This is a genomic window from Pseudomonas sp. UBA5666 (assembly GCF_002420785.1).
GTDB classification, from domain to species: Bacteria; Pseudomonadota; Gammaproteobacteria; order Pseudomonadales; family Pseudomonadaceae; genus Aquipseudomonas; species Aquipseudomonas fulva.
Map to the genome: position 1 here is coordinate 100,515 of NZ_DIIQ01000012.1, position 12,517 is coordinate 113,031.

A 12,517-nucleotide genomic window follows, 5' to 3' on the forward strand; every position below is an offset into this window, starting at 1 on the left:
CTGAAGTCCTGATGCTGCGGTGCGGCCTCTCGCGGCCGGTCCAGCGCCCCGGTGAGGCCGCTCCCAGGAATGAGTGGCTTTTGGATTCAGTGCGAAGCATCACGGGCAAATCCCAGGCTGTTTGCACTGCACCTTGAGACTCTAATTCCCAGGGACTTCAGCGCGTATTCCCGTTATTCACCGCTTACCCAAAATCGTCCCCAACATCTCAGGCCGCGGTGCCCCTTGCTGGCTGTGCACCTTGCCTTCACTGTCCCGGTAGAAGATCGCAGGAGTGGCCTGCAGGCCCATCTCCTGCATCAGGGCCATGTTGAAGGCGAGCTTTTGCTGCACCTCGGCCGGCACCTTGTCCAGGGCCTTGAGGGTGCTGGCCTTGCCGGCTTTCTCGTGCTGCTGCAGCGCCTTGGCAGGGTCCTTGGCGGCGAGCAGTGCTGCCGACTTACCTGGGCTGTCTTCACGGATGATACCCACCATGATGTGGCGCAGCTGCACCTTGCCCGATTCCACCCAGGGGCGGGCCTGTTCCCAGAACATGTTGCAATACGGGCAGTTGGGGTCGCTGAACAGGTAGATCTTGCGCGGTGCATCGGCCTTGCCGTCGGCGATCCAGGCGGACTTCTCCATCTTTTGCCAGAACGCCTGGGTCATGGGGCCGTAGACCAGCTTCTCCAGCGGGGCGGCGCTCAGGTCCTGGCCCTGCTCGTCGAACAGGTTGCCCACCAGCACGTGCTTGCCGTCAGGGGTCAGGTACAGGGCCAGGGGGTTGTTCTGGTACTCGGCGGCATAGCCGCGCAGGCCGTCGGGCGCATCGAAGCTGCCCTTGATCACGGCGCCCTTGCTTTGCAACTGCTGGACCGCCTTGGGCAGGTCTTCGGCATACAGGGCGGGGCTGGCAAGCAAGCAAGCGGTGAGCGGGAAGAGTGCAGGCAATCGCATGGTCAATGTCCTTGTGCGGCAGGTTCGGGCGTGGCGGCCCGTTGGTAGGATTCCAGGGCGTGACGCAGGCTGGCGCGCGACAGCTCGCCCAGATGGCTGCCAAGCAGGCGGCCGCCCTCGTCGTAGAACAGGGTGGTAGGCAGGGCCATGGAGCCGACGCGCTGGGCCAGCAGGCCAGTGCCGTCGAACAGCACGTGGGTCAGGCTCAAGCCGGTGGTGGCCAGGAAAGTGCTGACGTTTTCAGGTGTCTCGCCTTGGTTGACGAACAGGAACGTCACATGGGGGTACTCGCCTTGCGCTTGTTGCAGTACAGGCATTTCCCGACGGCAGGGCGGGCACCAGGTCGCCCAGATGTTGATCACCAGCGGCTTACCCCGGTAGCGCTGCAACGCCACCGACTCGCCTGCGGCATCGCGCAGGGTGATGGCAGGCAATTCGGTCCCCTTGCTGTACAGGTGGCTACCCAAGCTGGCCAACCCCCAGAACAAGGCGCCGCTGAACAGCGCCCAGCTCAATGGCCGGCGCAGGCCAGGGCGACGCCAGCCTTGCCACACAGCAGCCAGGCTGATGCCCACAAGCCCTGGCCAGAGCAGGAAACCGCCGTCGCGGATGTCGATGATCTGGAGCAGATCGCCCCGGTACATCGACCAGTAGGCCGCGACAAATCCGATCCGCGCGCACAACAGGCCGATCAGGAACAGATTGAACAGCGCGGACTCGGGGCTCTCGCCGCCACGCCGTGCCACCCACCAGCCGACCACGCTGGCAATGCCCAGGGCACACAGCAGCACCAGATGGTTCAGGGCCATGGTCAGTGGCCCCAGGGTCACGGTCAGCATCAGCCCTGGCTCCGGGTGAGGGTCCACTGTTGCACGAAGGTGGCGGCATCCACTTCTCCGGTGATGCGCCTTGCCCGGCGCTCCTGGCCTTCTGGGCCGAGCCAGATCAGGGTAGGTGGGCCAGGCACCTGGTAACGCTGCAACAGCGCCTTGCTGGCGGGCGTATCGGTGGTGACGTCCAGGCGCAGCAGGTGCACGCCGGCCAGTTCGGCCTGGACGTCGCTGCGGCTGAACACCTGCTTTTCCATAACCTTGCAGGCCACGCACCAGTCGGCGTAGTAATCGAGCAGTACCCACTGGTTGCGGCCTTTGGCCGCGTCCAGCTCCCGTTGCAGTGCCTCGGGCGTACTCACGGTGACGAAGGCGTCGTGGGCAGGCGAGTCGGTGGCGGCCACCGTCCCACCCGTGAATGGGCGCAGCGGTTGCCACAGGTCATCGCCGCCGGCAGCGGCGCCGACCAGCAGCAAGCCGCCCCACATGGCTGCCAGCAACGGTGCAATGCGCAGCGCCGGAAGGCGCTGTAGCGCAGGCCAGGCGGTCCAGCCCAGTGCGATCAGCCAGGCCCCGCTCAAGGCCAACAGCAAGCTGGCCGGGAGCAGGCTGCGCACCGTGTACAGCGCCATGGCCAGGAACACGAAGCCGAAGATGCCTTTGACCAGGTTCATCCAGGCGCCAGGGCGTGGCAGGAAGCGGTTGCCCAGGGTCACGATCAGCAGCAGCGGTACTCCCATGCCCAGGCCCAGGCTGAACAGCACCAGCGCCCCTTGAAGCACGTCGCCGCTCTGGGCGATGTACAACAGCGCCCCGGCCAGCGGCGCGGTCATGCAGGGCCCCAGCAGCAGCCCGGACAACACGCCCAGCAGCGCAGCACCATACAGGTTGCCACCGCGCGTGCCCTGGCCGGCGCGGTCCAGGCGGTCGCGCAGGGCAGCGGGCAATTGCAGTTCGAAGGCACCGAACATGGGCAGGGCCAACAACACGAACAAAGCGGCCAGGCTGCCCAGTAACCAGGGTTGTTGCAGCCAGGCCTGCAAGCTGGCGCCCAGTAGCGCAGCCACCACACCCAAGGCGGCATACACCAGGGCCATGCTCAGCACGTAGGTGCCAGCCAGCATCCAGCCACGCCGTGCACTGGCACCATTGCCCAGCACCAGCCCGGCGAGAATCGGCAGCATCGGCAACGAACAGGGCGTAAAGGCCAGCAGCAGGCCCAGGCCGAAGAAGGCCAGCAGGCCCCAGGCCAGGTTGCCCTGCTGCAGGCCGCTGGCCAACGCCTGATCGCTGGCCTGCTCAGCTTCCAGGGTGGCGACCGAGGCTTCGCCTCCCAGGTCGACCAGCGTCGTCTGCGGGGGGTAGCACAGGCCCGCATCGGCGCAGCCTTGCCAGCCAAGACGCAACTGCCCCTGGGCGCCGGGGGGCACCATCAACTCAAGCTGTTCGCGGTAGACGGTGCTGTCGCCGAAAAACTCATCGTGGTGATTGATGCCCGCAGGCAAGGGCGGATGCTGGGCCGTGGGCAGCCCGTCGAACTTCAGGCGTTTCTGGTACAGGTAATAGCCCGGCTGAATCTGAAAATACAGGCGGGTAGAGCCGTCGGCCTGACGGTCGTGGGTTAGCACGAAAGCCTGTTCGACGGGTAGAAAGTCAGGCTTGGTGGCGAATGGGTTGGCCTGCGCTGGGCCAGCCAGCAGCACCATCAATAACAGCAGAAAAACGCGCATGAGTTTGCCTTGGCAGATCGTTGAATGGGGCCATGCTGGCGAGGATCGATTAACCCACTGTTAACGCGGGAATAGGGTTGAAGCAAGTCGGCTGACCTCCGGGTTCGACGAAATACCGCGACACAATGTCAGCTTGACTTTGCTTGTGATGGCGTCAATGCGGTAAAGTTGACAATCAAGTCAGTTTTTCCTGACCTGCACGACAGGGTTTCGACCCCCTCGACCCCTGCACAAGAATTAAGAACACATGGGCAGCACCCCCTGCTGCCCAGAGGATCAAGCATGTCCAACCGTGATATTTCCCGGCGCGCCTTTCTGCAAGGCGGCCTGATCGCTGGCGTCGGCGTGACCCTGGCGCCGCTTGGCAGCCAGGCGTTCGCCGCGCTGATGGAGGACCGGGTTACCGCCTCGCCGCTCAAATGGATGAACCATGACGGCAAGGCGCGCTTTCGTAACGACGCGTTGTCGAAAGTCTGTGGCAACAAGGTCTTCGCCCGTGACATTCGTGCCAAGGACATGCCCGGCTGGCCTGCGCAGCAAGGCCACGCTCTGTTGCTCAAGGCCACCAAGGCCGACCGCCTCTATGAAGGCCACGACCTCAGTGTGCTGGGTGCCGAGTTGCAACCGGACCGCATCGTCACCGCTGCCGACCTGGAGCGCGACGGCATCGCCTGGCCCGAGGCGCACTCGCCAGACCCGCTCTTGCCCCCTGGCAAGGTCCCGATGTTCATCGGCCATCCGGTGGCGCTGCTGATCTGGCACGACTTCGAGCGCTTTCGTCAGGCCAAGCGCCTGCTGCAATTCAACGACCAGGTGATTCGCTACGGCGCCCAGGCGCCGTTGTACCAGCGTGACCCCTACGGCAGTTTCCGCTTCGTGCGGGTGGGTGGCGCCACCCCGTTCGACGAAGACGAATTCTCCAGCCTGAAGGATTCGCCGCTGTTTCCCACCATCCTCAACCGCAAGCCGGTGTGGTCCAAGTCGCCCAACCAACATGGCGACCTCACCGAGCAGGGCCTGTTCTACGCCAACCGCATGGCCGAACAGCTGGCCAACCCGCCCGAGCACTGGCTGGTCTTCGACGAGCGCTTCAAGACCCCCTCCATCGAGCCGGCGGCCTTGGAGCCGGACAACGGCAACGGTTGGTTCGACGAGGCCAGCGGCACCCTGCATTTCGTCGTAGCGACCCAGTGCCCGTTCGAGGCCGCGCAGGAATGCGTGCACATGATCAAGCCGTCACGCTTTGGCCTCAAGCACTTGAACATGCACCCAGGCTACACCGTCGGCTACGGCTCCAAGGACAACAACATCTTCGTCTTCTACGCTGCCGTGGCAGCGCTGTATGGCGAGGGCGTGCCGGTGCGCCTGGCCAACGACCGCTACGAGCAATTCCAGAGCGGCATCAAGCGCCACGCCTTCGACATCCGTTACCAGCTGGCGGTGGACAAGAAGGACAACAGCTTCAAGATCTTCCGTGCCGACATGAGCTGTGACGGCGGTGGTCGCATTAACTACAGCCCCTCCGTTGCAGCCGTAGGCGCTACCGCTGCCCAGTCGATCTACTACATGCCGCAGAACGATCTGGCAGTCACTGCCTATCATTCGCGGGCAGTGGAAGCCGGCTCCATGCGCGGTTACGGCACCCTGCAAAGCATGGCCGCCACCGAGATGATGGTGGACGAAGTGGCCGGCCGCCTGGGCGTCGATGCCATTGACCTGCGGCGCAACAATGCCCTGAAGTCGGGCATGAAGAATACCCAGGGCGCGGTGCCAGCCGGTGCATTGCGCCTGCACGAGATCCTCGACAAGGCGGCTCAGCACGAAGGCTGGCGTAACCGTGATGCACGCAAGCAACGGCGCGAGGCCAGCGACCCGGATCATTGGTACGGCACTGGCTTTGCCATCTGCCAGAAAGACTTCGGCACCGGCGCCGAAGCACCCATGGCCAGCATCGAGTTCAGCCGCGACGGGCGCATCAGCCTGCGCCACATCGGCACCGAGCTTGGCACCGGCATGTCCACCTCCCAGGCACTGGTGGTCAGCGATTTCCTGGGCCGTTCGGCCGACGAAGTGCTCACTGCCGTCACCGAGTGGCCCGAGCTTCAACTGTCCACCAGCGGCAACCCGTACCTGATCAGCCAGGCCGAACAGGACGCCGCCCTGCGCAACCCGCGCTGGGTCGGCAAGCTGGCCTCACCCTCGTCGGCGACCAACTCGGCGTTCTATTTCAGCCATGCCACACGCGAGGCGGCTCGCGCGTTGTTCAATCACGGCCTATGGCCTGCTGCCATGGCCATCTGGACCCAGGGCCCGCACGGCGGCCAGGCCAACCCGCTGGTGGTGCGTCGGGAAAACGCAGTGTGGGTCAACGGTGAGCTGACCGGCAACGGCCTGGCGCCTATTCCTTTTGCGCAACTGGCCGAGAAGGCCCATGCCATGGGCCTGGTAACAGGCGTGAGCGTCCACGGTTTCAACCGCTGGAGCTGGGCTGAGTCCGACTTCGTCATCGACGGCGTGCGCGAGCGTTTCCCGCTCGACGCGTTGGCCGTGAAGTACGGCGACGGCGCCGCCAATGCCAAGAAGGCGCAGATGACCAGCAGCGGCTACCACCTGCTCGACCGTCAGAACCCTGCTTACCCCGATACACAGTTGAACAACGCCATGGTCACCTATTACAGCCCGGTCGCCACCCTGGTGGAGGTGAAGGTGAACAAAGGCACGCACCAGGTGCAGGTCCTCGATCACCACAGCTGGGTCGAATGCGGCCGCGTGCTGGTGCCTGAACTGGTCAAGGGCCAGCTCGAAGGCGGCATCGCCATGGGCATTGGCCATGCACTGACCGAGGAAATGCCGTTGTACGAAGGCGGGCCGGGGGAGGGCGACTGGAACTTCAACCGGTACCGCCTGCCGCACGCGCGTGATGTGGCGGTATGGACGCAAAGCAGCGAGATTCTTCCGCCGCTTTCACCCACCGACCCGTCCAAAGGCATCGCCGAGGTGGTGATGATCCCGATCGTCGGTGCCATCGGCAATGCCGTGGCCCATGCCATCGGCAAGCGCGTACGCGATCTTCCCATTACCCCAGCCCGTATCCAGGAGGCCCTCAATGGCTAACCGTCCACTGCAACTGACCCTCAACGGTCAACCGGTCGGCCCGGTCCAGGTCCCTGACGACCTGGCGATGATCGACTACCTGCACGAGCACCAGAACCTCACCGGCTCGCGCCTTGGCTGCGGGCAGGGCATCTGCCACGCCTGCGTGGTGATCGTCGACAACCCCGACGGCACCAGCGAAGAAGTGCGCACCTGCATCACCGGCGCCCATTACTTCGAAGGCAAGAAGGTCCGTACCATCGAAGGCCACGCCCAGCAGGACGAGGCTGGCAACCTTACGTTGAACCCGATCCAACAGAAGTTCGTCGACCTGTTCGCGTTCCAGTGCAGCTACTGCGCACCAGGCTTCGTCAACGCCGCCACAGTCCTGGTGGAAACCGCACAGCGCCAGCCGCTGAAAAAGAGCGAGGTGCAAGCACGTATCGAAGCCAGCCTTGGTCACCACATCTGCCGTTGCACCGGCTATGTGCGCTACTACCAGGCCACGCGCACGGTGCTCGATGACCTAGGCCTGGTAAAGGAGGGTTGAGCATGGGCTTTTTCCGTAGCGCCCTGGCGCTGGCGTTTGGCCTTGCCGCAACGTGCTCGGCGCTGGCCAGTGATGACGGCCAGATCAAGCGCGGCCAGTACCTGGCCCGTGCTGCCGACTGCATGGCGTGCCACACGGCCGAGGGCGGAGCGCCGTTCGCCGGTGGCCTGCCGATCCATTCGCCGTTTGGCACCATCTACGGCACCAACATCACGCCCGACAAGCAGTACGGCATCGGCAACTACAACGCCGACGAGTTCTTCGCGGCCGTCACCCAAGGCAAGCGCAAGGACGGCGCCAACCTGTATCCGGCCATGCCCTATACCTCGTATCACCTGATGCGGCGTGAAGACTCGGATGCGATCTTCGCCTACCTCAAGACCATCGCCCCGGTCCATCGCCCGGCACCCCAGACGGCCCTGCGTTTTCCGTTCAACGTGCGCCTTGGCCTGAGCGGCTGGAACATGCTGTACGGCAAGAGCGTGCAGGCCCAGCCTGTCGAAGGCAGCAGCCCTGCCTGGCAGCGTGGCCAGTACCTGGTCGAGGTCATGGGGCACTGCGGCGAGTGCCACACCCCGCGCAACGCGGTCGGCGCCTTGCAGCAGGACCTGCGTCTGAGCGGTGGGCTGCTCAACGGATACCTGGCCCCGAGCCTGCTGGCCACCGACCTGGCCGAGCGCGGCTGGTCGCAACCGGATCTGACCGCGTTCCTCAAGCACGGGATCAGCGCCCAGGGCAGTATGTTCAACGAAATGTTTCCGGTGGTGCACCTGAGCACTCAGCACCTGGAAGACGCCGACCTTGCCGCCATGGCCACTTACCTGCTCGGCGACAACCCGCCGGTGGCCAAGGCGATCGCGCCCGTGCCGCTGACGCAGATGAGCGAAAGTGCCCAGCGCGGTCGCCAGCAATACCTGAACGTATGCGCCGGTTGCCACGGCGTGGAGGGCCAGGGCAAGCCGCACATCGCCGTGGCGATGCAAGGCAATACGGTGCTGCGCCAGGCCGATTCGCGCAACCTGGCCAAGGTGATACTCGACGGGATCCGCGAGCAGCAGTTCACCGGCTTTGAGCGCATGCAGCCGATGCCAGGGTTCGCTGATAAGCTCGATGAACGCCAGGTGACCGACATGGTCAACTACCTGCGTCAGGCATGGGGCGGGCTGCCCGGTGATTTCAGTGAACAACAGCTGGCCGAGCTGAAAGCGGAGTAAAGCGTGCAGCATCTCGATCTACAGGTGATTCGCCAGGCGTTGCAGTGGTCTAGCACAGGTCAAGCGGTGTGGTTGTGCACCGTGCTCGCCACTTACGGCTCGGCGCCCCGCGCGCCGGGCTCGTTGCTGGCAGTCAACGACAAAGGCCAGTGGCTGGGGTCGTTGTCCGGCGGTTGCGTTGAAGACGATTTTCTTGAACGCGTGGCCCTGGGCGAGTTCGTGCAACCGGCGGCCATCGTGCGCTACGGCGATGGCAGCGACCCGCGCTCGCGGGTCAGCTTGCCCTGTGGCGGCGTGCTGGACGTGTTGGTGGAACGCCTGCCGTCCACGTGCGAGGTGCAAGACCACCTGCGCCAGCTGGAAAGCGCGTTGCAGGGTCAGCGGCGGGTACTGCGCCAGGTCAAGGTGCCCAGTGGCATCCAGGGTCTGACAGACGCAGCCGGTCAAGGGCCGCGCGTGCACCGCGACGGTGACTGCGTGCACCTGCGCGTAGGTGCCGCCCAGCGGCTGCTGCTGGCGGGGTATTCCAGTGTTGCCCAGTACTGCGCCGAATTCGCCAAGGCCATGGGGTTCGAAGTGGTCCTGTGCGAGCCACGTGAGGAGGTGCTCGAAGGGGTGCAGATCGACGGTATCGAGGTACGCCGCGAGCTGCCCTCGGAATTCATCTTCAATGGCGGTTGTCATGCCGACACCGCCGTGGTGGCGCTCACCCACGATCCCAAGATCGACGATCTGGCCATGCTCGAGGCCGTGCGTACCGAGGCGTTCTATATCGGCGTGATGGGTTCGCGCGCCACCTCCGATAAACGCCGCGAGCGGCTGCACCGCATCGGCGGCCTGGATACCGATGCGCTGGATCGCATCCATGCGCCCATCGGCCTCAACCTGGGCAGCAAGACGCCGGCCGAGATCGCATTGGCGGTGTTGGCAGATGTACTGCGGGTGCGCAACGGGCTTGACCGGGCCGCCTTGTGAAGGTGGCGGCGCTGGTCCTGGCCGCTGGGCGCAGCAGGCGCTTCGGTGCCGACAAGCGCCGGGCCCTGCTGCCCGACGGGCGCAGCCTGTTGGCCCAATGTGTACAACGGGCCGAGGCGGTGTTCGAGGATGTGCGCGTCGTGTTACGCGAGGACGAGGGCCGCGAGGACTTCGACCTGGGCACCGCCTGTGGCTGGGTCGTCAGTGCCCAGGCAGCTTCGGGCATGGGGCACAGCCTGGCAGCAGGCGTTGCCGCCCTGGCTGACAGCGATGCGCAGGCGGTGGCTATCTTGCTGGGGGACATGCCCTGGATAGAGGCCGCGACCCTCAGGCACCTGGCCGAGATCGCCCAGGCTTCGACCATCGTGCTGCCGCGTCATGCTGGGCAGCAGGGGCATCCGGTGATCTTCGGGCGCGCGTTCTGGCCGGCGCTGTTGGGGCTGACCGGTGACGAAGGCGCCAGAGCGGTGGTGCATGCCAACCGCGCCTCGTGCACGGTGATCGAAGTGTCGGATGCGGGGGTGTTGATGGATGTGGATACGCCCGAGGCGCTGGGCGTTTTAGGGCGTTGAGCAGGGCGGGGCACGTGGTGCTGCGCTGTATCTGGAAGATAGCGATCTCTATAAAAGGTCCTGGCTGGATCAGTCAGGGGGGGCGCTGTTTTGAGGTTTCAGCTTCGCAGCTGATAGTGCCGGGGCCGCTGCGCGGCCCATCGCGGCACAAGGGCCGCTCCCACACGGGAAGCCGATAGACTCCAGATGTGGTGCATGACAGTTGACCCCCAAAGTTAAGCACCGCATGGTCCGGCGCTCCGGCAAGACCGCTCGTTGACTGTCAGACAATCCGCACGTTTCGCCGCCCAATCCTTCTCCCCAAACCCTGTGCCTGCGTCCATAATTCCCCCTTAATCCATTCACGCTGCAATGTCGGCCACACCATTGCGGGAGCCCCACCCATGCACGTTCTGCTTTGCGAGGACGACGACCTCATCGCTGCTGGCATCTGTGCAGGCCTTGCCGCACAGGGCTTGACCGTCGACCGGGTGGGCAATGCCGCCGCCGCCCGGGCCATGCTCCAGGCGGCGCAGTTCGACGTGATGATCCTCGACCTTGGCCTGCCCGACGAGGACGGCCTGAAGCTGCTGCGCCGCCTGCGTCAGCAAGGTGAGACGTTGCCAGTGCTGGTGCTCACCGCCCGTGATGCGGTCACTGATCGGGTCGACGGCCTGCAGGCCGGGGCCGACGACTATCTGCTCAAGCCGTTCGACCTGCGCGAGCTGGCCGCGCGCCTGCACACCCTGCTGCGCCGAGTCGCCGGCCGTGCGGTGAACGTGATCGAGCATGGCCCGCTGCGTTACGACCCCAGCAGCTGCGAGGCTACGCTTGCCGGCAAACCCGTGGACCTGTCTCGTCGTGAGCAAGCCTTGCTCCAGGCCCTGTTGCAGAACGCCGGGCGCGTGCTGTCCAGCGAGCAATTAAAGGACTGCGTGTACGGGTTCAACGACGAAGTGGAAAGCAATGCGCTGAACGTGCATATCCATCACCTGCGCCGCAAGCTGGGCAATGGCATCGTCGAGACCGTGCGCGGGCTAGGCTATCGCCTGGGCCCAGCCAATGCACCCACCGAGACGCCATCATGAGCCTGCGTGTGCGCCTGAGCCTTATCCTGGGCAGTGCCTTCGTGATCATCTGGGCGCTGGCCGCCGCCTGGATGTTGCGCGACCTGCGCCAGCAGATGATGTTCTCCCTCGACCAGCGCCTGGTGGCATCTGCACGCATGGTTGCCGGCCTGATCGACCAGCTGCCCCAGCCGCTCAGCGTCAAGGGCGAAGGTACTCACTATGCGGCTGACCAGTTGAGCGTACCGGACGGCATGGCCTGCCAGGTCAGCTCGCTGCGTGGGGAAATCCTGGCCAGCAACCACAAGCACGATGGCGTCATGGATGACGGGCGCAGTGGTTTTCGCGACCAGACGATCGACGATGCCTCATGGCGCACCTTCACCTACAACCATGGCGATGTACGCATCACCACAGCCGACCGGCACATGGAGCGCGAAGCCCTGAACCAGTCCATCCTGCTCGCTGCCTCGGCGCCGGTGCTGATGGCCTTGCTGGGCAGCCTGGGCTTGCTCTGGATCGGGCTGGGCAAAGGCCTGGAGCCGCTCAATCGCATGCGCGATGCCCTGCGGCGCAGGCGCCCCGACAGTGTCGAGCCGTTGCAGGTGGCCGGCATGCCCAGTGAGCTCCAGCCGTTGCTGGAGACCCAGAACCAGCTGTTCGTGCGCATCGCCCAGACCATCGAGCGCGAGCGGCGCCTGACCGACGATGCCGCCCATGAGCTGCGCAGCCCGCTGACAGCCATCAAGACCCACCTGCAGGTTGCTCGCATGACCGAGGGCACGGTGCGCGAACAAGCGCTCGAGCATGCCGAACAGGGCGCCGATCGCATGCACCGGACCCTGGAGCAATTGCTCATGCTGGCACGGGTGGAGGGTAGCTTGTCGTTCGACGACGGTGTGCAGTGCAGTGCCGAGCAAGTCGCGCGTCAGGCGGTGCAGGACGCCGGGGGTGGTGACAACCGCAGGATCGTCCTGAACTTGCCGCCCGAGGCGGCCCAGGTCTACCTGAGCATGCCCGCACCGCTCGCGGTGGCGGCGCTGCGCAACCTGCTGGACAACGCCTTGCGCCATGGCGGTGACGATGCGGTGGAGCTGGAGGTACAGGCCGTGGAGGGGAAGGTGGGGTTCATGGTGCGCGATCACGGGCCAGGCATTGCCGAGGCAGACCTCGGGCACCTGACCGAGCGTTTCTGGCGTCATGGCCAGAGCAGCGGATGCGGACTTGGCTTGGCCATCGTTCAGGCAATTGTGCAGCGCTGTGCGGGTAGCCTGAAATTCGATAGCCGAAGTGATGGGTTGAGGGTGGTATTGCAGGTGCCGGCGCGGCCTGCGGGGTGATCCTGGGCGTTGTCTGAACATTCTGGGGCCCAAAGCACGCAGTGTAAGAGGTGGTTGAGCAAGCTAGTTCTTTTATAGTCGGTGAAGATGTCTACTGCTACCTATTCTGGTAGACTTCTCGATCTATAATCATTGCAGTTGCAGTTGCAGTTGCAGTTGCAGTTGCAGTTGCAGTTGCAGTTGCAGTTGCAGTTGCTCTTGCTTTTGCTCTTGCTTCTAAGCGCGCGGTAG

General features: G+C 64.7%; 10 protein-coding genes. 7 read left to right on the forward strand and 3 right to left on the reverse strand.

Annotation, left to right across the window (positions count from 1 at the left end; translation table 11 throughout):
* Window positions 1–177: 177 nt before the first annotated feature.
* Genes dsbG through dsbD form a run of 3 tightly spaced genes read right to left on the reverse strand, consistent with a single transcriptional unit; the run spans window position 178 to window position 3,496 of the window.
* Window positions 178–936 (reverse strand): thiol:disulfide interchange protein DsbG, encoded by a 759-nt coding sequence (gene dsbG / locus B2Y33_RS07290; protein WP_049695658.1) that lies wholly within the window; start codon window positions 934–936, stop codon window positions 178–180.
* A 2-nt stretch (window positions 937–938) separates the two neighbouring features.
* Window positions 939–1,775 (reverse strand): TlpA disulfide reductase family protein, encoded by an 837-nt coding sequence (locus tag B2Y33_RS07295; RefSeq protein ID WP_027916034.1) that lies wholly within the window; start codon window positions 1,773–1,775, stop codon window positions 939–941.
* A complete protein-coding gene (gene dsbD, locus B2Y33_RS07300; protein ID WP_125922421.1) occupies window positions 1,775–3,496 on the reverse strand; it encodes a protein-disulfide reductase DsbD in 1,722 nt (573 codons plus the stop codon). The genes B2Y33_RS07295 and dsbD overlap by 1 nt, the downstream gene beginning before the upstream one ends.
* 282 nt (window positions 3,497–3,778) lie before the next feature.
* Here dsbD and B2Y33_RS07305 point away from each other — a divergent pair, with 282 nt between their 5' ends.
* From B2Y33_RS07305 to B2Y33_RS07335, 7 genes are all read left to right on the forward strand, one after another.
* Complete coding sequence (locus B2Y33_RS07305) at window positions 3,779–6,610, forward strand: xanthine dehydrogenase family protein molybdopterin-binding subunit (protein ID WP_125922422.1); 2,832 nt, start codon at window positions 3,779–3,781, stop codon at window positions 6,608–6,610.
* Window positions 6,603–7,139, forward strand: a complete 537-nt coding sequence (locus B2Y33_RS07310; protein ID WP_023535868.1) for a (2Fe-2S)-binding protein — start codon at window positions 6,603–6,605, stop codon at window positions 7,137–7,139. Before B2Y33_RS07305 ends, B2Y33_RS07310 begins: the two co-directional genes overlap by 8 nt.
* 2 nt (window positions 7,140–7,141) lie before the next feature.
* Entirely contained in the window at window positions 7,142–8,353 is a 1,212-nt protein-coding gene (locus B2Y33_RS07315) for a cytochrome c (RefSeq protein ID WP_033695153.1), read from the forward strand.
* A gap of 3 nt (window positions 8,354–8,356) precedes the next feature.
* Entirely contained in the window at window positions 8,357–9,328 is a 972-nt protein-coding gene (locus B2Y33_RS07320; protein WP_027916038.1) for an XdhC family protein, read from the forward strand.
* Window positions 9,325–9,900 (forward strand): nucleotidyltransferase family protein, encoded by a 576-nt coding sequence (locus B2Y33_RS07325; protein WP_027916039.1) that lies wholly within the window; start codon window positions 9,325–9,327, stop codon window positions 9,898–9,900. Before B2Y33_RS07320 ends, B2Y33_RS07325 begins: the two co-directional genes overlap by 4 nt.
* Before the next feature lie 383 nt (window positions 9,901–10,283).
* A complete protein-coding gene (locus B2Y33_RS07330; protein ID WP_027916040.1) occupies window positions 10,284–10,967 on the forward strand; it encodes a response regulator in 684 nt (227 codons plus the stop codon).
* Complete coding sequence (locus tag B2Y33_RS07335) at window positions 10,964–12,286, forward strand: ATP-binding protein (RefSeq protein ID WP_111475190.1); 1,323 nt, start codon at window positions 10,964–10,966, stop codon at window positions 12,284–12,286. The genes B2Y33_RS07330 and B2Y33_RS07335 overlap by 4 nt, the downstream gene beginning before the upstream one ends.
* Window positions 12,287–12,517 lie beyond the last annotated feature (231 nt).

Excerpts from the sequence above, each read along its gene's own strand:
- dsbD (WP_125922421.1), bottom strand. The coding sequence starts at position 3,496 with ATGCGCGTTTTTCTGCTGTTATTGATGGTGCTGCTGGCTGGCCCAGCG.
- B2Y33_RS07315 (WP_033695153.1), top strand. The coding sequence starts at position 7,142 with ATGGGCTTTTTCCGTAGCGCCCTGGCGCTGGCGTTTGGCCTTGCCGCA.
- dsbG (WP_049695658.1), bottom strand. The coding sequence starts at position 936 with ATGCGATTGCCTGCACTCTTCCCGCTCACCGCTTGCTTGCTTGCCAGC.
- B2Y33_RS07310 (WP_023535868.1), top strand. The coding sequence starts at position 6,603 with ATGGCTAACCGTCCACTGCAACTGACCCTCAACGGTCAACCGGTCGGC.
- B2Y33_RS07330 (WP_027916040.1), top strand. The coding sequence starts at position 10,284 with ATGCACGTTCTGCTTTGCGAGGACGACGACCTCATCGCTGCTGGCATC.
- B2Y33_RS07305 (WP_125922422.1), top strand. The coding sequence starts at position 3,779 with ATGTCCAACCGTGATATTTCCCGGCGCGCCTTTCTGCAAGGCGGCCTG.
- B2Y33_RS07295 (WP_027916034.1), bottom strand. The coding sequence starts at position 1,775 with ATGCTGACCGTGACCCTGGGGCCACTGACCATGGCCCTGAACCATCTG.
- B2Y33_RS07335 (WP_111475190.1), top strand. The coding sequence starts at position 10,964 with ATGAGCCTGCGTGTGCGCCTGAGCCTTATCCTGGGCAGTGCCTTCGTG.